Below are 18290 nucleotides of genomic sequence, written 5' to 3'. Positions count from 1 at the left end.
GAAGAATGGTGGGTCGTGCAGGATTCGAACCTGCGACCAATTGATTAAAAGTCAACTGCTCTACCAACTGAGCTAACGACCCATAACAGTGGTGGGTGATGACGGGCTCGAACCGCCGACCCCCTCCGTGTAAAGGAGATGCTCTACCAACTGAGCTAATCACCCACTGTTGTGGTTACTGCTACTTCAGAAATTGGTGGGTCGTGCAGGATTCGAACCTGCGACCAATTGATTAAAAGTCAACTGCTCTACCAACTGAGCTAACGACCCAATTTCCCTGCCGCTTTAACATCTTGCAAGATGTCTTGGCAACGGCGGCATATATTACTAATTTATCTTGGCAGCGCAACCTAAATTTTTTACCGATGCGTTCAACTGCTTGTTCTTCACGCGAATGAGCCCAGAAATCGGTCAAATCGACTAACTTCTGGGCTCATTTTTCTAACCGTTAACCGCCTACGCGACTTTTCGCCTGCTTGGCCGCCGCACTGGTTGGGTATTGTTTAATCACCTGCTGGAACACGGCCTTGGCTTTATCGGCCTGCCCTTTTTCCTGCATGATGATACCCACCTTGTACATGGCGTCCGGCGCCTTCGGTGATTTAGCGTAATTCTTCACCACCACCGCAAAATAATAGGCCGCATCGTCTTTTTTACCCTTGTTGTAGAACAACTGGCCCAGCCAATAGTTGGCGTTGGGCTGGTAAGTAGACTTCGGGTACTGTTTTACGAAGGACTGAAAGGCGGAAATCGCCTGGTCATACTGTTTTTTTTCCAGCGCCAGAGAAACAGCGGCGTTGTAGTCGCTGTTCTCATCACCGCCGCTCGGCGTTGCAGAAGCGGCTGCAGGCGCGCTGCTGCCCGCATCGGAAGATGCGCCTGCGGCTGCCCCGCCGGCAGCGCCCGCTGCCGCAGAGGCGCTCTGAGCGCCGCCCTGGCTGAGGCTATCCATCTGTTGATAGATTTGCTTCTGGCGTTCAACGACCTGATTCAACTGATACTGGCTTTCCTGGATTTGCCCACGGAGAGAATCAATGTCGCGTTGATTGTCAGAGAGTTGTTGCTGGAGTTGGTTTAAAAGCTGGCCTTGAGCATTGCTGATGCGCTCAAGCGAGGTGACGCGGTCTTCGACCGAGCCGGAGCCGACATTACTGATTGGCGCTTGGGCAGTAGCGGCCCAAGGGGCCGCTACGCCAACCAGTAACGACAGACTCAACAGGTGACGTCTGAAGTTACTGTTCATGCGATTCTCTTAGTAAACCAGAACGGCACGACGGTTTTTAGCATAAGCCGCTTCGTCGTGGCCCAGTACTGCTGGTTTTTCTTTACCGTAAGAAACGATAGAGATCTGGTCAGCGGAAACGCCTTTACCCTGCAGGTACATTTTAACGGCGTTAGCACGACGCTCACCCAGAGCGATGTTGTATTCCGGCGTGCCGCGTTCGTCAGCGTGGCCTTCAACGGTCACTTTGTAAGACGGGTTGTTACGCAGGAATGCAGCGTGCGCGTCCAGCATCTGAGCGAATTCGGAGCTTACGTCATACTTGTCCAGGCCGAAGTAAACGATGTTGTTCTTCTGCAGTTCTTGCATCTGCAGACGAGCTTGTTCTTCGGAAGACAGGTTGCTGCTGCCGTTTTCCATACCAGTGCCGGCGCCAGCGCCCATACCAGATTGGTCGTTGTTCGCGCTTTTGTTAGAACTACAAGCTGCTACAGCCAGAACTGGCAGTGCCAGCAGAAGCCCTTTCAGCACTTTGTTCAGTTGCATTTCTTTGATCCTTTTATAGTTTGCCATACATATTTACACATGCATCACAGATACGGCGACCAGGCAGGGAATTTGACCTGTCCATCAGTTGCCGGAAGACGCGCTTTGAAACGCCCATCAGTTGACACCAACTGCAGCACGGAGCCCATACCTTGCGTGGAGCTATAGATCACCATGGTGCCGTTTGGCGCAATACTAGGCGTTTCATCCAGGAAGGTGCCGGTCAAAACCTGAACGGCGCCTGATCCAAGATCTTGTTTGGCGATGTGTTGTGCACCACTGTTGGTGCTGACCATCACCAGGAATTTACCATCGGAGCTGACTTCAGAATCCTGGTTCTGAGAGCCTTCCCACGTCAGACGCTGTGCGGCACCGCCGCTGGCGCTGATTTTATAAATCTGCGGACGCCCGCCCTGGTCGGAGGTAAACGCCAGAGACTGGCCATCCGGGAACCAGGTCGGTTCGGTGTTGTTGTTGCGGCCATCGGTCAGTTGCGTGATCTGGCCGGAGCCGAGGTTCATCACGTACAGGTTCAGGCTGCCGCTCTTGGACAGCGCGAAGGCCAGCTTGCTGCCGTCCGGCGAGAACGCCGGCGCACCGTTGTGGCGCGGGAACGAAGCGATCTGGCGGATGGCGCCGTTAGCCAGGGTTTGCACCACCAGCGCGGAACGGCCGCTCTCGAAGGTCACGTAAGCCAGTTTGCTGCCGTCCGGCGACCAGGCCGGCGACATCAGCGGCTCAGGCGAACGGTGCACCGTGAACTGGTTGTAACCGTCGTAATCCGCTACGCGCAGCTCGTACGGGAATTTCCCGCCGTTGGTCTGCACCACGTAGGCGATACGGGTGCGGAACGCGCCCTTGATGCCGGTCAGCTTCTCGAACACTTCGTCGCTGGCGGTATGGGCGGAATAACGCAACCACTGTTTGGTCACTTTATACTGGTTCTGCGCCAATACGGTGCCCGGCGAACCCGAAGTATCCACCAACTGGTAGGAGATCAGGTAGCTGCCGTCGGCGCCAGGTTGAACCTGACCGACCACTACGGCGTCGATGCCCAATGCAGTCCAGGCCGCCGGCGTCACTTCAGACGCGGAGGTCGGTTGCTGCGGCATGCGCGCCACGTCGATAGGGTTGAATTTGCCGCTGTTGCGCAGATCCGCGCCGACAATCTTGCCGATATCTTCCGGCGGCGTGCCTGGGCCCGCCCATTTAAACGGCACCACGCCAATCGGACGAGCGGAGTCGACCCCTTGGGTGATTTCAATGCGAACTTCCGCGTGCAACACGGACGCCCACAGAATTAAAAAACCTAGCGCTACTCGAAATGCCTGCTTCATCTCATCTCCCTTATCCAGGCGGGATGCCTGCGATAAATTAGCAGAATTTTAACAAACCAACTCACGTAAAACTACATAATCCCTGTTGGTTACCTTAGTACATCCCTGTGATATTACTCAGCTCAAACAACCATTATTGCGGCTTGAACGTAAGGGGAGCATTCTTAAACACCTCATACACCGCCTGGCTTGGCGGTTTAGGGATCTTCGCCTGTTTCGCCGCGGCTATCGCCGCCTGACACAGGGCCGGATCGCCCCCTTCAGATTTTACGTCTACCAGAAAACCGTCCGGCGCCAGCTTGATTCGCAGGTCACATTTACGGCCTTTGTACAGATCCGCATCGTAGAACTTGCTTTGAATCGCAGCGGTAATCTGGCCAAGATAACCATTGATTTCCGCCCCGCTGGCGCCAGCCGTCTTGGCATTGCCCTGGCCAGCCGGTTTACCATCACCCTTCTGCTTGCCGCCACCTTTCGGCGCGTTCTTGCCGTCCGCCAGGCCGCCAAACAGATCGCTAACTTCCTCCGATTGTTTCGCAGCCTCGGCGGCGGCTTTTTTCTTCTCTGCAGCCGCTTTCTTGGCTGCCGCAGCTTTCTCAGCGGCGGCCGCTTTCTTCTCTGCCTCGGCGGCAGCCTTCTTCTCGGCTTCCGCTGCGGCTTTTTTCTCGGCTTCAGCAGCCGCTTTCTTCTCCGCGGCCTCTGCAGCTTTTTGCTCTGCGGCAGCGGCGGCGGCTTTCTTCGCCTCTTCCGCCTGTTTCTTGGCGGCGGCGGCAGCGGCCGCTTCTTTCTTGGCTTCCGCTTCGGCTTTCTTCTGCGCGTCCGCCTGCGCCTTGGCGACCTTGTCCGCTTCGGCCTTCGCCTTGGCGGCGGCGGCTTCGGCGACCTTCTGTTGCTCTTTGGCTTTCGCTGCGGCGGCTTCCGCCGCTTTTTGCTGCTCGGCGGCCTGCTTCTGCTGCTCCGCCGCCTTCTGCTGTTGCTCCGCCTGCGCCTTGGCGTTCTGCGCGGCTTTCTCCTGCGCCGCCAAACGCTCTTTCTCCAGCTCTTTCAGGCGCTGCTGTTGCTCCGCCTGCTTCTGCTGAAGCTCTTCGGCCTGCTGCTCCGCTTTTTTCTGGCGCTGCTTCTCGGCACGCTGCGCATCGTTGCTCTGCTGCTGCTGGCGGTTGTACTGCTCCACCACCGCACCGGGATCGACCATTACCGCGCCCACTACAGAACCATCGCCGCCGCCGCCGGCGCTCATGTCGACCTTTTCCTGCAGCGATCCCCAAATCAGCAGGGCAATCAGTATGAAGTGCAGAACGACCGAAACAATAACGGCGCGGTTCAGCTTATCGTTTTGCTCAGTTGCCTTTACCAAAATAGATTCCCAAAAACTGGTGTTGCTTATACGGGGTTCCTGGGCCGCAGCGCAGGAACCGGGTTGCCGTTCGCCTTACGGTCAGATCGGCTGGGTCATCAGCCCCACGGAAGCTACGCCCGCCTGATGGAGAATATTCAATGCCTTGATAATCTCATCGTAAGGGACTTCCTTCGCACCGCCGATCAAAAAGACCGTTTTCGGGTTAGCCGCCAAACGCGACTTGGCTTCGGCCGCGACTTGTTCAGGCGGCAGCAGCTCCATACGGTTGTGATCCACCACCAGGGTGTATTGACCTACGCCGGAAACCTCGAGGATCACCGGCGGATTGTCATCGCTGGACACCGTTTTGGAATCGGTGGCGTCCGGCAGGTCAACCTCCACGCTCTGCGTGATGATTGGCGCGGTTGCCATAAAGATCAGCAGCAGCACCAGCAACACGTCGAGCAGCGGAACGATGTTAATTTCGGACTTCAGCTCGCGCCGACTACGTCCACGTACTCTCGCCATGCTACCTCCTACTTATTTGCTGTCGCTGGAGAAGGCCTGACGATGCAGAATAGCGGTGAACTCTTCCATAAAGTTGTCGTAATTCTGCTCAAGCTTGTTGACGCGCTGGTTGAGACGGTTATAGGCCATTACCGCCGGGATGGCGGCGAACAGACCGATCGCGGTGGCGATCAGCGCTTCGGCGATACCCGGCGCCACCATCTGCAGCGTGGCTTGCTTCACCGCGCCCAGCGCGATAAAGGCGTGCATGATCCCCCACACGGTGCCGAACAGACCGATGTACGGACTGATCGAACCGACGGTGCCGAGGAACGGAATATGGGTTTCCAGCGTTTCCAGCTCGCGGTTCATCGAAATGCGCATCGCACGCGACGCCCCTTCGATCACCGACTCCGGCGCATGGTTGTTGGCGCGGTGCAGGCGGGCGAACTCTTTGAAGCCGGAATGGAAGATCTGCTCGGAACCGGTCAGGCTATCGCGACGCGCCTGACTTTCCTGGTACAGACGGGAAAGCTCGATACCGGACCAGAATTTGTCTTCAAAGGCTTCGGCGTCACGCGTCGCCGCATTGAGGATGCGGGTGCGCTGAATGATGATCGCCCAAGAGGCTACTGAGAAGCATATCAAAATCAACATGATAAGCTTAACCAGCAGGCTCGCCTTCAAGAATAAATCTAGGATGTTCATGTCAGTCACTGCTTAAACTCCGCGACAATAGACTTAGGAAGCGCTCTTGGCTTCATTTGGTGTGGATCAATACAGGCAATCAGGACATCTGCCTGGCTCAGTAGGGCCCCGTCAGAATTGACAATGCGTTGAGCAAACGTGAGAGAAGCCCCGCGCAGAGAGGTGATTTCACTCTGGACCTCCAGTTGCTCGTCGAGACGAGCCGGAGCCAGATAATCCACCGTCATGCGCCGGACGACAAAAGCGACTTGTTCACTGAGCAGCTGCTGTTGATGAAAGTTGTGCTGACGCAGCATCTCTGTGCGCGCTCTTTCAAAAAAGGCGACGTAGCGGGCGTGATAGACCACACCACTGGCATCGGTATCCTCGTAGTAAACGCGAACCGGCCATCGAAACAACGTATTACTCACTCTACTTCCCAGCAATGCAATTTAACGCTGCTACTATACGCAAGACGGATCGGGTTGGGAATGGGTTACAAGATGGGAATGAAAATAATTATGGGCCGTGAGGGCCCATAACGTGGGGACATCGGGGAGATTATAAAGAAACGTAAAGTAATCCTGCGCACAAGATCACAATTGCAGGAAGCGGCGCGAAAAAAGCGCGCCAGACGCTGCGCTGCGGGCGGAATCCGAAGCCGTGGATCACTCCGGCGCATACGGCCCAAATCAGCAACAGCCCTTCCCAAATCTCCAGCGAGCTGGTTTTGGCGGCGAAACGCGTCGGATCCCAGAACACGCACCCCGCCAAAATCAACGCCAGCACCAGGGAAAGGGCCCGAACCGGGCCCTTGTCGGTGACAGCGTACAGCTTGTCAATCACGGACGAGCTCATTACTTACCGTCTTGCTGAGCTTTGGTCGCTTCGCTCTGCTCAAGCGCCAGCGCCGTGATGATGCCGAAGGCGCAGGCAAGAAGCGTTCCGAGAATCCAGGCAAAATACCACATGGTTTAGCTCCTTATCCTTAGTACAGCGAATGCTTGTTGTTTTCGATGTAGTTCTTGTCGAGACGACCGAACATTTTGTAGTACGACCAGCTGGTGTACGCCAAAACGATAGGCACGAAGATCGCCGCCACGACGGTCATCACTTTCAGCGTCAACAGGCTCGACGTCGCGTCCCACATGGTCAGGCTGACGTTAGGCACGGTGCTGGACGGCATCACGAACGGGAACATGGTGACCCCGGCGGTGAGGATGACGCAGGCGATGGTCAGCGACGAGGTGACGAACGCCAGCGCGCCTTTCTCCAGACGCGAGAACAGGATGGTGAACAACGGCAGCACTACGCCCAGTGCAGGCAAGGCCCACAGCAGCGGATACTTGTTGAAGTTGATCAGCCATGCGCCGGCCTGATGCGCCACTTCTTTACGCAGCGGGTTGGATTCCGCCATGGTGTCCAGCGCCGAAGTGATCACGTAGCCGTCGATGCCTTTAACCAGCCACACCCCCGCCAGCAGGAAGCATACCGCCATGATCAGCGTCGCGATCTGCGCTGCGGCGCGTGACCGCAGGTGGATCTCGCCGGTGGTGCGCATCTGCAGGTAGGTCGCGCCCTGAGTGACCAGCATGGTCAGACTGACCACGCCCGCCAACAGACCGAACGGATTCAGCAGCTGGAAGAAGTTGCCGGTGTAAAACAGACGCAGGTACTCGTCCACATGGAACGGCACGCCCTGCAGCAGGTTGCCGAACGCCACGCCGAACACCAACGCAGGCACGAAGGAACCGATGAAGATGCCCCAGTCCCACATGTTGCGCCAGCGGCTGCTCTCCAGCTTGGAACGGTAGTCAAAACCGACCGGGCGGAAGAACAACGCCGCCAGCACCAGGATCATGGCGACGTAGAAGCCCGAGAAGGCCGCTGCGTAGACCATCGGCCAGGCGGCGAACAGCGCGCCGCCGGCGGTGATCAGCCACACCTGGTTACCGTCCCAGTGAGGGGCGATGGAGTTGATCATCACCCGGCGCTCGGTATCGGTTTTACCGATGATGCGCACCAGGATGCCGACGCCCATGTCGAAACCGTCGGTGACGGCGAAGCCGATCAGCAGTACGCCAACCAGCACCCACCAGATAAATCGCAGTACTTCATAGTCAAACATACGTGGACTCCTGTTTAGCGCGCTTCCTGCACGGCGGCAGTCGGTTGTTCAAAGTGGTAGCGGCCGGTTTTCAGGCTGCTTGGACCCAGACGCGCAAACTTGAACATCAGGTACATTTCAGCCACCAGGAACAGGGTGTACAAGCCGCAAATCAGCCCCATCGAGAACAGAATGTCGCCCGCGGTCAGCGAAGAGTTGGCGACTGCGGTCGGCAGCACCTCACCAATCGCCCACGGTTGACGGCCGTATTCCGCCACGAACCAGCCGGCTTCCACCGCGATCCACGGCAGCGGCAAGCCATACAGCGCCGCACGCAACAGCCATTTTTTCTGGCCGATGCGGCCGCGCACCACGCTCAGGAAGGACAGACCGATAATCAGCAGCATCAGCACGCCACAGGCCACCATGATGCGGAAGGCGAAGTACAGCGGCGCCACGCGTGGAATGGAGTCCTTGGTCGCCTGCTGGATCTGCGCTTCCGTCGCGTCGCTGACGTTCGGGGTATAACGCTTCAGCAGCATGCCGTAGCCCAGGTCTTGCTTGGTTTTGTTGAATTCCGCACGCACCGCAGGATCGGTATTGCCGCCGCGCAGCTCTTCCAGCAGCTGGTAGGCTTTCATGCCGTTGCGGATGCGCACTTCATGTTGCGCCAGCAGATCTTTCAGGCCGGTGACCTGAGTGTCGGTGGAACGCGTGGCGATCAGGCCAAGCGCATACGGGATCTGAATAGAGAAGGAGTTTTCCATCTTGTCCTGATCGGGAATGCCGAACAGGGTGAAGGACGCCGGCGCCGGCTGGGTATCCCACTCCGCTTCGATGGCGGCCAGTTTGGTTTTCTGTACGTCACCCATTTCGTAACCGGATTCGTCACCCAGCACGATCACCGACAGCACCGCAGCCATGCCGAAGCTGGCGGCGATGGCGAAGGAGCGTTTGGCGAAAGCGATGTCGCGGCCCTTCAGCAGGTAGTAAGCGCTGATGCCCAGCACGAACATGGCGCCGGTGGTGTAGCCTGCAGCCACGGTGTGAACGAATTTCACCTGCGCAACCGGGTTAAGCACCAACTCGGAGAAGCTGACCATCTCCATGCGCATGGTTTCGAAGTTGAAATCCGACGCGATCGGGTTCTGCATCCAGCCGTTGGCGACCAGGATCCACAGCGCGGACAGGTTGGAGCCGAGGGCCACGAACCAGGTTACCGCCATGTGCTGCACCTTGCTCAGACGATCCCAGCCGAAGAAGAACAGGCCGACCAGCGTCGATTCAAGGAAGAACGCCATCAGACCTTCGATAGCCAGTGGGGCCCCGAAGATATCGCCGACGTAATGAGAGAAATATGACCAGTTAGTCCCGAACTGGAACTCCATGGTCAAACCGGTGGCCACACCCAGAGCAAAGTTAATCGCAAATAACTTTCCCCAGAATTTGGTCATGTCTTTATAGATTTGTTTGCCAGACAGGACATATACCGTTTCCATAATTGCCAGCAAGAACGCCATACCGAGCGTTAATGGGACAAATAAGAAATGGTACATCGCCGTTAAAGCAAACTGTAAGCGCGACAGTTCGACAATATCAAACATCTTGACTCCTTGCTCCTCGCAGGAAGACTCCGACACGCGGTTATCGGCACGCTTCTTTCAAAGCCGCCAGTAACGCCCCGCAGTGAATGCCCTTAAACACAACAAATTTGATCCAGCTTCTCCGCTTTCAACCGCACACTCGGCCAATAGCCCGCACGGGCCGTCGACAAGCACGCCACTGAAAACCGACAACGGGTAACAAATGCAACAAGATCAACCATCCATAATCACAACATGGATGATACTCGCCCAATCCCACACAATAAATAGGTTTTTACGTGACGTGGGTTGGACTTTTGGTTACAGGTCAAATCTTAGCCGAAAGAGGTACTTCGGCCTAATTTGATCTGAGACAATTTAAGCCTATCCGCATATTATTTCCATATTCATCAGCACATTTCGCATAATTTTCTTAGGGTCATGTTGCGCAATGGTTTAATTGTTTTTTAATGATATTTTTGTGTTAAATAAATGTAATTCAAAAGAGCCGCCATTGTATTATTACGCACTTATTATGCGACATAATTAACCTTTTATTTCCAATAAGCCGTGACAGTGATAGCAGTCACAAAACAACAAATCTCTCTCCAATATTAGTCTATTTCTCGCAATGGGATCGTAAAGGTTGCGATTTTGTAGCAAAATGACCACTTATGTTAAAATTGCATTGAGTGACAATAACTTATGAAAAAAATCATCTTTGCCTCTGTCTTGGGACTCTCGGGAAACGCCATGGCCGCCGAAACGGTAAATATCACCCTGTTGGGCACCTCCGATCTGCACGGCACTTTCGTGCCCTGGGACTACGCCAGCGACACGGAAAACCTGGCGGGCAGCCTGAGCCAGATAGCCACCCAGGTCAAAAAGGTGCGCGCCGAACAGCCCAACCTGATTCTGGTGGACGCCGGCGACACCATCCAGGGCAACTTCGTCGAAACCTTCAAACAGGAGGCCGTCAGCCCGATGATGCTGGGCCTCAACGCGCTTGACTACGACGTTTGGGTGATGGGCAACCACGAATTTGACTTCGGTCTGCCGGCGCTGGCCACGCCGCTCAAACAGTTTAAAGGCGCGGCGCTGGCGGGCAACATCGTCTGGGACAGCGGCAAACCTTATCTGCCGGCCTATACCATCCTCGAACGCCAGGGCGTGAAGATCGGCATTATCGGCATGGACACGCCGATGACTGCGGAATTCGCCAAGGGCACCGATCGCATCAAAGGGCTGAACTTCACCGATCCGGTACAGGCGGTGAAACAGGTCATCAGGCAGATCGACGGCCAGGTCGACGCGATCGTGCTGGTCGCGCATATGGGCATCGACAACGAGAACCAGCGCCCCGGCACCGGCGTGGCGGACATCGCCAACGCCAACCCGGAGCTGGCGGCGATCGTCGCCGGCCACATGCATGTGAAGATCGACAAAGCGGTGGTGAACGGCGTCATCATCACGGAGCCGGATAAGTACGGTCGCGCGCTGTCACGCATTGACCTGCAATTTGAACGCCGCGATGGCAAATTCACGCTGATCGACAAAAACAGCTACACCTATTCCATCAAGGGGCTGGCGCCGGACAGCGCCATGCAGGCTCTCTACCAGCCGTATCATGACATTTTGCGCGCCAACGCCAACCGAGTCGTGGCGAAGCTGAGCGGCAGCGATCTGGTGCCTGCCGACGAGTTCCGCGGCATTCCTCAGGTACACGTTCAGGATACCGGCATCAGTGAGTTATTCCAGCAGGCCGCCCGTCACTATGCACCGCTGGCGCAGGTGATCGCCCTGCAGATCGACAACGATCGCGCCAAACTGGATGTCGGCGACATTAAGGCCAAGGATATCGCCTTTAACTACCAATACGCCGGCGGCGAGATCACCGTTTATCAGCTCAACGGCAAAGCGCTTAAACGCTACATGGAGTGGTCTGCCGATTATTTCAATCAGTTGCAGCCGGGCGACGTCACCTACAGCTTTAACCCGGCGCGGCGCTCGTCCAAATACTCCACCAACGATTTCTTCGACGGCGTCACTTACACCATCGATCTGCGTCAACCGGCCGGTTCACGCATCGTCAGTCTGCGCCTGGCAGACGGCACGCCGGTCACCGACGACATGCCGATCCGCCTGGGCATGAACAGTTACCGTATGGGCCACCTGACGCAGAAGGGCGGCGCGCTGGAGGGGCAATCCTTCCCGGTGCTGTTCGACAGCAAAGCGCAATACGGTGAAGAAGAAGGCACCATTCGCAACCTGACTCTGCGCTACCTGACGGAAGTGAAACACGGCCAGTATCAGAGCGTGCCGCCGCAGCGCTGGAAGCTGGCCGGCATGGAAGGATACGAACCGCAGCGGGCGATCGTCAAACGGCTGCTCAATGAAGGCGTTATCCAGGTGCCGACCACCGACGACGGGCGCTACACCAACGTCGCCTCGATCAACGTCAAAGACGCGCTGTTCAACAATGCCGACGATTACCGCACCGCCCTCACCTCGCTGGAGCAACAGCGGCAAACCGCCGCGGATCCGGTGCGGCAGCGCCGCCTGCAAGATCGGATCGCGCTGATCAAGGCGCTCAACGATTTCTGATCTTCACCCATAAAAAAGGCCACCCAATGGGTGGCCAAACATGTCGAGATAGTGTTATTTCGTACTCAATGCTTAGCGCTTCAGCACCGCTTTTACCGCGTCGCCGATGTCCGCCAGGCTGCGAACGGTTTTCACGCCCGCCGCTTCCAGCGCAGCAAACTTCTCGTCCGCCGTGCCCTTGCCGCCTGCGATGATGGCGCCCGCGTGGCCCATACGCTTGCCTTTCGGCGCAGTCACGCCGGCGATGTAACCCACGACCGGTTTGGTGACGTGTTCTTTGATGTAAGCTGCCGCTTCTTCTTCAGCGCTGCCGCCGATCTCACCGATCATCACGATCGCTTCGGTCTGCGGATCCTGCTGGAACATCTTCAGGATATCGATGAAGTTGGAGCCCGGGATCGGGTCGCCGCCGATGCCCACGCAGGTGGACTGGCCCAGACCGGCATCGGTGGTTTGTTTCACCGCTTCATAGGTCAGGGTGCCGGAGCGGGAAACGATGCCCACTTTGCCCGGCAGGTGGATGTGGCCAGGCATGATGCCGATTTTGCACTCGCCCGGGGTGATCACGCCTGGGCAGTTCGGCCCGATCATGCGCACGCCGGCTTCGTCCAGTTTCACTTTCACGGTCAGCATGTCCAGAGTCGGGATGCCTTCGGTGATGGTGATGATCAATTTGATGCCGGCATCGATCGCTTCCAGAATGGAGTCTTTGCAGAACGGCGCTGGAACGTAGATGACAGAGGCCGTCGCGCCGGTCGCTTCAACCGCTTCGCGCACGGTGTTGAACACCGGCAGACCCAGGTGCTGAGTGCCGCCTTTGCCCGGGGTGACGCCGCCAACCATTTTGGTGCCGTAAGCGATAGCTTGTTCGGAGTGGAAAGTCCCCTGGCTACCGGTGAAGCCCTGGCAAATTACTTTGGTGTTTTTATCGATTAAGATGGACATTATTTACCCTCCACTGCTGCAACAACTTGCTGAGCCGCATCAGTCAGGCTGGTCGCAGCAATGATATTCAGGCCGCTGTCCGCCAGTTTCTTGGCGCCCAGTTCGGCGTTGTTCCCTTCCAGGCGCACCACGACCGGGACGTTAACGCCCACTTCAGCCACTGCGCCGATGATGCCGTCAGCGATCAGATCGCAACGTACGATACCACCGAAGATGTTAACCAGAACCGCTTTCACCTTGTCGTCGGACAGGATGATTTTGAACGCTTCGGTCACGCGCTCTTTGGTCGCGCCGCCGCCAACGTCCAGGAAGTTGGCCGGTTCGCCGCCGTGCAGTTTAACGATGTCCATGGTGCCCATCGCCAGACCGGCGCCGTTCACCATGCAGCCGATGTTGCCGTCGAGGGCAACGTAGTTCAGCTCCCACTGAGCCGCACGGGATTCACGCTCGTCTTCCTGCGAAGGGTCACGCATTTCACGCAGTTCAGGCTGACGGAACAGGGCGTTGCCGTCGGCGCCCAGTTTGCCGTCCAGGCACACCAGATCGCCCTGCTTGGTGATCACCAGCGGGTTGATCTCAACCATCGCCAGGTCGCGCTCCAGGAACAGCGTCGCCAGACCCATGAAGATCTTGGCGAACTGGCTGACTTGCTTGCCGGTCAGGCCCAGTTTGAAGGCCAGCTCACGGCCCTGATAAGGCTGTGGACCCGCCAGCGGATCGATGGTCATTTTGTGGATCAGTTCCGGGGTTTCTTCCGCCACTTTCTCGATTTCCACGCCGCCTTCGGTAGACGCCATGAATACGATGCGACGGGTCGCGCGGTCTACAACGGCGCCCAGGTACAGCTCTTTATCGATGTCGGTCGCCGCTTCTACCAGGATCTGGTTAACCGGCTGGCCCAGCGCGTCAGTCTGGTAAGTCACCAGACGTTTGCCCAACCAGGCTTCCGCGAAGGCACGGATATCTTCTTTGCTGTTGACGACTTTAACGCCGCCCGCTTTACCGCGGCCGCCAGCATGAACCTGACATTTCACCACCCACGGGCCGGAGCCGATTTTGGATGCGGCTTCTTCTGCTTCACGCGGAGTGGTACAGGCGTAACCGGTTGGTGCCGGCATGCCATACCGAGCAAACAGCTGTTTTGCCTGATATTCGTGTAAATTCATGATGTTCTATCCATTCAGTTCTGAAGGTTTTTAGCCGGACCATTATTACGCGGTAAACCGCATGGTTTTCCGGCCACATAGCACAGAGTGCGGGCGCGGCATGCCGCGCCCGGCAAGGGTTACTAGACGTCCAGCAGCAGACGAGCCGGATCTTCCAGCATCTCTTTGACCGTCACCAGATAACCGACGGATTCTTTACCGTCGATCAGGCGGTGGTCATAAGACAGCGCCAGATACATCATCGGCTGGATCACCACCTGACCATTGACCGCCATTGGGCGATCTTTGATGGCGTGCATGCCCAGGATGGCGCTCTGCGGCGGGTTGATGATCGGGGTGGACATCAGGGAGCCGAATACGCCGCCGTTGGTAATGGTGAAGTTACCGCCGGTCAGCTCTTCCACGGTCAGTTTGCCGTCGCGGCCCTTAACGGCCAGCTCTTTGATTTTCTTCTCGATGTCAGCCATGCTCATGGCGTCCACATCGCGCAGTACCGGCGTCACCAGGCCGCGCGGAGTAGAAACCGCGATGCTGATGTCGAAGTAGTTGTGGTAAACCACGTCGGAACCGTCGATCGACGCGTTCACTTCCGGGAAACGCTTCAGCGCTTCAACCACCGCCTTGATGTAGAAGGACATGAAGCCCAGACGCACGCCGTGGCGTTTCTCGAAGGCTTCGCCGTACTGCTTGCGCAGATCCATGATCGGCTGCATGTTGATTTCGTTGAAGGTGGTCAACATCGCGGTGCTGTTTTTCGCTTCCAGCAGACGCTCGGCGACGCGTTTGCGCAGGCGGGTCATCGGCACGCGTTTTTCGCTGCGGCCGGCCAGAGCAGGCTGCGGCGCGGCTTCAGCGGCGGCTGGTTTGGCAGCGGCGCCGCCTTTGGCCAGGTGCGCTTCCACGTCTTCACGCGTAATGCGGCCACCCACGCCGGTGCCTTTGATGGCGCCGGCATCGAGATCGTGTTCAGCAATCAGGCGGCGAATCGCCGGGCTGAGCGCGTCATTGCTTTCTTCTTCCAGGCTCGCGGTCGCGCGCTGTGCAGGCGTGGCTTCTTTCTCCTGGCTCTTCTCAGCGGTCGGCTTGCCGGAGCTGTCGCCCGGACGGATGCGGCCGAGCAGCTGGCGAGACAGTACGGTCGCGCCCTCTTCTTCCACGATAGCATCGAGAATACCCGCTTCACTGGCCGGCACTTCCAACACCACTTTGTCGGTTTCGATTTCAACCAGGACTTCGTCACGCTGAACGCTGTCGCCCGGTTTCTTGTGCCAGGTGGCTACGGTCGCATCGGCAACCGATTCAGGAAGGTCAGGAACCAGAATATCTACGCTACTCATTTAGCTTTCCCTTAAGTTTTTTATCATCTGCTTGCCGGCCCCTCGGCCGGCAAGCGAGCGAACATTAGTCAATATTCAGCGCATCATTCACCAGAGCCTGCTGCTGCTTCTGGTGTACGGACATATAACCCACCGCCGGAGAGGCGGAGGCCGGACGTCCTGCGTAACGTAAAGAAGCCCCGAACGGCACCACTTCACGGAAGTTGTGTTGGCTGCAGTACCAGGCGCCCTGGTTCAGCGGCTCTTCCTGACACCAGACGAAGTCATGCACGTGCGAGTATTGCTCCAGCACGGCCTGCACGGCCTGATGCGGGAACGGATACAGCTGCTCGATGCGCACGATGGCCACGTCTTTCTGCTCGTTCTTGCGACGCTGTTCCAGCAGGTCGTAGTAAACCTTACCGGAGCACAGCACGACGCGCTTGACCGCTTTCGGATCCAAATCGTCGATCTCGCCGATCGCCGGCAGGAAGGTGCCATTGGCCAGCTCGTCCAGCGAAGAGACCGCCAGCGGGTGACGCAGCAGCGACTTCGGCGACATCACCACCAGCGGACGACGCATACCGCGCAGCGCCTGACGACGCAGCATGTGGTAAACCTGCGCCGGCGTGGACGGGACGCACACCTGCATGTTCTGCTCAGCGCACAGCTGCAGATAACGTTCCAGACGCGCGGAGGAGTGCTCTGGGCCCTGGCCTTCATAGCCGTGCGGCAGCAGCATCACCAGGCCGCACATACGGCCCCATTTTTGCTCGCCGGAGCTGATGAACTGGTCGATAACAACCTGCGCGCCGTTGGCGAAGTCGCCGAACTGCGCTTCCCAGATGGTCAGCGTGCGCGGTTCCGCCGTGGCGTAGCCGTATTCGAACGCCAGCACCGCCTCTTCAGACAGCACGGAGTCCCAGACCTTGAATTCGCCCTGGCCGCTGTGGATATTCGCCAGCGGAACATAGACCGAACCGTTTTTCTGGTTGTGCACCACCGCGTGACGGTGGAAGAAGGTGCCGCGGCCGGCGTCTTCGCCGGAGATGCGGATTGGAATGCCTTCATCCGCCATGGTGGCGTAGGCCAGCGTTTCGGCGGCGCCCCAGTCGAACGGCTTGTTGCCCGCCGCCATCTCGGCGCGGTCAGCGTAGATTTTCGCCACGCGTGACTGCATTTCGATCGCTTCCGGCACGGTGCTGATGCGGCGGCCCAGTTCCTGCAGACGCTTCATCTCAACCTTGCTCGGGTACTCTTCGTCCCACTCGTGGTTCAGGTACGGCGACCAGGTGAAGGAGTGCAGATTCATCGGACGCCATTCTTCAACCACACAATCGCCGCGGTCGAGCGCATCACGATACAGGTTGACCATTTCCGTGGCATCTTCCAGGCTGGCCACTTTCTGTTCGGTCAGAATGTCAGCGTAGATTTTGCGCGGCGTAGGGTGTTTCTTGATCTTCTGATACATCACCGGCTGGGTGGCGCTCGGCTCATCGGCCTCGTTGTGCCCATGGCGACGGTAGCAGACCAGATCGATCATCACGTCACGCTTAAAGGTGTTACGGAAATCCAACGCCAGGCGAGTGACGAAGGCCACGGCTTCCGGATCGTCCGCGTTAACGTGGAAGATCGGCGCCTGAACCATTTTGGCGATATCGGTGCAATATTCGGTAGAGCGCGCATCCAGCGGGTTGGAGGTGGTGAAGCCAACCTGGTTGTTGATGACGATGCGCACGGTGCCGCCCACTTCGTAGCCGCGAGCCTGAGACATGTTCAGGGTTTCCTGAACCACGCCCTGGCCGGTAATGGCGGCGTCGCCGTGGATGGTGATCGGCAGCACCATGTTGCTGCGCGCTTCGTCCAGACGATCGCGACGGGCGCGAACCGACCCCATGACCACCGGGCTGACGATCTCCAGGTGCGACGGGTTGAACGCCAGCGCCAGGTGAACCATGCCGCCTTCGGTTTCCACATCGGAGGAGAAGCCCTGGTGATATTTCACGTCACCGGTGCCGAGGTGTTCTTTATGCTTGCCGGCGAATTCGTCGAACAGGTCGGCCGGCTTTTTGCCCAGCACGTTGATCAGCACGTTCAGACGGCCGCGGTGGGCCATGCCCAACACCACTTCACGCGTGCCGTTCTTGCCGGCGTGGCGCACCATCTCTTTCAGCATCGGCACCAGCGCGTCGCCGCCTTCCAGCGAGAAGCGTTTGGCGCCCGGGAATTTGGCGCCCAGGTAGCGTTCCAGGCCTTCCGCAGCGGTCAGCTCGTTCAGGAAACGGCGTTTTTCGTCGGCGGTAAAGCTGGCGCGCCCCACTACCGACTCGATGCGCTGCTGGATCCAGCGTTTCTCTTCGGTGTTGGTGATGTGCATGTATTCAGCGCCGATCGAACCGCAGTAGGTCTGCTTCAGCGCGGCGTACAGATCGCCCAGCTTCATGGTTTCTTTGCCGATGGCGAAAGAGCCCACGTTGAAGGTTTCCTGGAAATCGGCTTCGGTCAGGTTGTGGTAAGCGGGCTCAAGGTCAGGAACTTGCTCACGCTGCCACAGGCCGAGCGGATCGAGGTTGGCATGCTGATGTCCGCGGAAGCGGAAGGCGTTGATCAGCTGCAGTACCTTGACCTGTTTGGCGTCGGTTGCCGGATCGGTGATGGTGGTGTTGTAGCGCGCGGAGTCTTTCGCCAGGCGGCGGAAGTAGTCGCGCGTTTGAGAGTGGAGCTGATCGGGTTTGACACCCGCGGTTGGTAGCTGTTGAAAAATGGAACGCCAGCTATCTTCAACGGAACCCGGATCGGTTAAGAAATCTTCATAGAGCTGCTCTATGTAAGACTGGTTCGCGCCCGCCAGATAGGAGGAATCCAGCCAGGCCTTCATTGCGCCGTTCTGCATCATGATCCCTTAAGCTTTGAAGCTTTAGTTTTCGCCGT

16 protein-coding genes and 3 tRNA genes are annotated in these 18290 nt (G+C 57.7%); 1 reads left to right on the top strand and 18 read right to left on the bottom strand.

Annotated features, from left to right (window positions below):
* Positions 1-6: 6 nt before the first annotated feature.
* From ACMGG9_RS04935 to cydA, 14 genes are all read right to left on the bottom strand, one after another.
* Positions 7-82, bottom strand: a tRNA-Lys gene (locus ACMGG9_RS04935).
* A 7-nt stretch (positions 83-89) separates the two neighbouring features.
* Positions 90-165: transfer RNA gene (locus ACMGG9_RS04930), tRNA-Val, on the bottom strand.
* 29 nt (positions 166-194) lie between these two features.
* Positions 195-270 (bottom strand) — tRNA-Lys (locus ACMGG9_RS04925).
* A 178-nt stretch (positions 271-448) separates the two neighbouring features.
* Positions 449-1243, bottom strand: a complete 795-nt coding sequence (cpoB, locus tag ACMGG9_RS04920; protein WP_004939852.1) for a cell division protein CpoB — start codon at positions 1241-1243, stop codon at positions 449-451.
* A gap of 9 nt (positions 1244-1252) precedes the next feature.
* Positions 1253-1768 (bottom strand): peptidoglycan-associated lipoprotein Pal, encoded by a 516-nt coding sequence (pal, locus tag ACMGG9_RS04915; RefSeq protein WP_004939853.1) that lies wholly within the window; start codon positions 1766-1768, stop codon positions 1253-1255.
* A gap of 44 nt (positions 1769-1812) precedes the next feature.
* Positions 1813-3105 (bottom strand): Tol-Pal system beta propeller repeat protein TolB, encoded by a 1293-nt coding sequence (gene tolB, locus ACMGG9_RS04910; RefSeq protein ID WP_004939856.1) that lies wholly within the window; start codon positions 3103-3105, stop codon positions 1813-1815.
* A 133-nt stretch (positions 3106-3238) separates the two neighbouring features.
* Entirely contained in the window at positions 3239-4462 is a 1224-nt protein-coding gene (tolA, locus tag ACMGG9_RS04905) for a cell envelope integrity protein TolA (RefSeq protein WP_108680287.1), read from the bottom strand.
* Positions 4463-4543: 81 nt separating this feature from the next.
* Entirely contained in the window at positions 4544-4972 is a 429-nt protein-coding gene (tolR, locus tag ACMGG9_RS04900; protein WP_004939859.1) for a colicin uptake protein TolR, read from the bottom strand.
* 12 nt (positions 4973-4984) lie between these two features.
* The gene (gene tolQ, locus ACMGG9_RS04895) at positions 4985-5668 is read right to left on the bottom strand and encodes a Tol-Pal system protein TolQ (protein ID WP_004939862.1); all 684 of its coding nucleotides are present in this window, start codon (positions 5666-5668) and stop codon (positions 4985-4987) included.
* The gene (gene ybgC, locus ACMGG9_RS04890) at positions 5665-6069 is read right to left on the bottom strand and encodes a tol-pal system-associated acyl-CoA thioesterase (protein WP_004939863.1); all 405 of its coding nucleotides are present in this window, start codon (positions 6067-6069) and stop codon (positions 5665-5667) included. The genes tolQ and ybgC overlap by 4 nt, the downstream gene beginning before the upstream one ends.
* 130 nt (positions 6070-6199) lie before the next feature.
* Positions 6200-6496: a cyd operon protein YbgE gene (gene ybgE, locus ACMGG9_RS04885; protein ID WP_004939866.1), complete on the bottom strand. Its 297-nt coding sequence runs from the start codon at positions 6494-6496 to the stop codon at positions 6200-6202.
* Complete coding sequence (gene cydX, locus ACMGG9_RS04880) at positions 6496-6609, bottom strand: cytochrome bd-I oxidase subunit CydX (RefSeq protein WP_004939868.1); 114 nt, start codon at positions 6607-6609, stop codon at positions 6496-6498. Before cydX ends, ybgE begins: the two co-directional genes overlap by 1 nt.
* Before the next feature lie 17 nt (positions 6610-6626).
* A complete protein-coding gene (cydB, locus tag ACMGG9_RS04875) occupies positions 6627-7766 on the bottom strand; it encodes a cytochrome d ubiquinol oxidase subunit II (RefSeq protein ID WP_015376980.1) in 1140 nt (379 codons plus the stop codon).
* 14 nt (positions 7767-7780) lie between these two features.
* Positions 7781-9349, bottom strand: coding sequence for a cytochrome ubiquinol oxidase subunit I (gene cydA, locus ACMGG9_RS04870; protein WP_004939873.1), 1569 nt, complete (start codon positions 9347-9349; stop codon positions 7781-7783).
* Between the two features lie 684 nt (positions 9350-10033).
* Here cydA and ACMGG9_RS04865 point away from each other — a divergent pair.
* Positions 10034-11932, top strand: coding sequence for a bifunctional metallophosphatase/5'-nucleotidase (locus ACMGG9_RS04865; RefSeq protein ID WP_108680286.1), 1899 nt, complete (start codon positions 10034-10036; stop codon positions 11930-11932).
* Between the two features lie 72 nt (positions 11933-12004).
* On the opposite strand, the gene sucD is transcribed toward ACMGG9_RS04865, so the two are convergent.
* From sucD to sucA, 4 genes are all read right to left on the bottom strand, one after another.
* A complete protein-coding gene (sucD, locus tag ACMGG9_RS04860; RefSeq protein ID WP_004939878.1) occupies positions 12005-12877 on the bottom strand; it encodes a succinate--CoA ligase subunit alpha in 873 nt (290 codons plus the stop codon).
* Positions 12877-14043 carry an ADP-forming succinate--CoA ligase subunit beta gene (sucC, locus tag ACMGG9_RS04855; protein ID WP_015376978.1) on the bottom strand — a complete coding sequence of 389 codons (1167 nt, stop codon included), beginning with the start codon at positions 14041-14043 and terminating at the stop codon, positions 12877-12879. The genes sucD and sucC overlap by 1 nt, the downstream gene beginning before the upstream one ends.
* A gap of 122 nt (positions 14044-14165) precedes the next feature.
* A complete protein-coding gene (gene odhB / locus ACMGG9_RS04850) occupies positions 14166-15380 on the bottom strand; it encodes a 2-oxoglutarate dehydrogenase complex dihydrolipoyllysine-residue succinyltransferase (RefSeq protein ID WP_033642197.1) in 1215 nt (404 codons plus the stop codon).
* 64 nt (positions 15381-15444) lie between these two features.
* On the bottom strand, positions 15445-18252 hold the full coding sequence (sucA, locus tag ACMGG9_RS04845; protein ID WP_033644215.1) for a 2-oxoglutarate dehydrogenase E1 component: 2808 nt from the start codon (positions 18250-18252) through the stop codon (positions 15445-15447).
* Between the last annotated feature and the right edge of the window lie 38 nt (positions 18253-18290).

The organism is Serratia sp. BNK-10 (assembly GCF_047456065.1).
Taxonomy (GTDB): Bacteria; Pseudomonadota; Gammaproteobacteria; order Enterobacterales; family Enterobacteriaceae; genus Serratia; species Serratia ureilytica.
This window is presented reverse-complemented; position numbering and strand designations above follow the sequence as displayed.

Bases quoted from the DNA above. Each gene is read 5' to 3' on its own strand.
- cydB (WP_015376980.1), bottom strand. From the start codon at position 7,766: ATGTTTGACTATGAAGTACTGCGATTTATCTGGTGGGTGCTGGTTGGC.
- ybgE (WP_004939866.1), bottom strand. From the start codon at position 6,496: ATGAGCTCGTCCGTGATTGACAAGCTGTACGCTGTCACCGACAAGGGC.
- sucA (WP_033644215.1), bottom strand. From the start codon at position 18,252: ATGCAGAACGGCGCAATGAAGGCCTGGCTGGATTCCTCCTATCTGGCG.
- tolB (WP_004939856.1), bottom strand. From the start codon at position 3,105: ATGAAGCAGGCATTTCGAGTAGCGCTAGGTTTTTTAATTCTGTGGGCG.
- sucD (WP_004939878.1), bottom strand. From the start codon at position 12,877: ATGTCCATCTTAATCGATAAAAACACCAAAGTAATTTGCCAGGGCTTC.
- pal (WP_004939853.1), bottom strand. From the start codon at position 1,768: ATGCAACTGAACAAAGTGCTGAAAGGGCTTCTGCTGGCACTGCCAGTT.
- cpoB (WP_004939852.1), bottom strand. From the start codon at position 1,243: ATGAACAGTAACTTCAGACGTCACCTGTTGAGTCTGTCGTTACTGGTT.
- cydA (WP_004939873.1), bottom strand. From the start codon at position 9,349: ATGTTTGATATTGTCGAACTGTCGCGCTTACAGTTTGCTTTAACGGCG.
- sucC (WP_015376978.1), bottom strand. From the start codon at position 14,043: ATGAATTTACACGAATATCAGGCAAAACAGCTGTTTGCTCGGTATGGC.
- odhB (WP_033642197.1), bottom strand. From the start codon at position 15,380: ATGAGTAGCGTAGATATTCTGGTTCCTGACCTTCCTGAATCGGTTGCC.
- tolR (WP_004939859.1), bottom strand. From the start codon at position 4,972: ATGGCGAGAGTACGTGGACGTAGTCGGCGCGAGCTGAAGTCCGAAATT.
- ACMGG9_RS04865 (WP_108680286.1), top strand. From the start codon at position 10,034: ATGAAAAAAATCATCTTTGCCTCTGTCTTGGGACTCTCGGGAAACGCC.
- cydX (WP_004939868.1), bottom strand. From the start codon at position 6,609: ATGTGGTATTTTGCCTGGATTCTCGGAACGCTTCTTGCCTGCGCCTTC.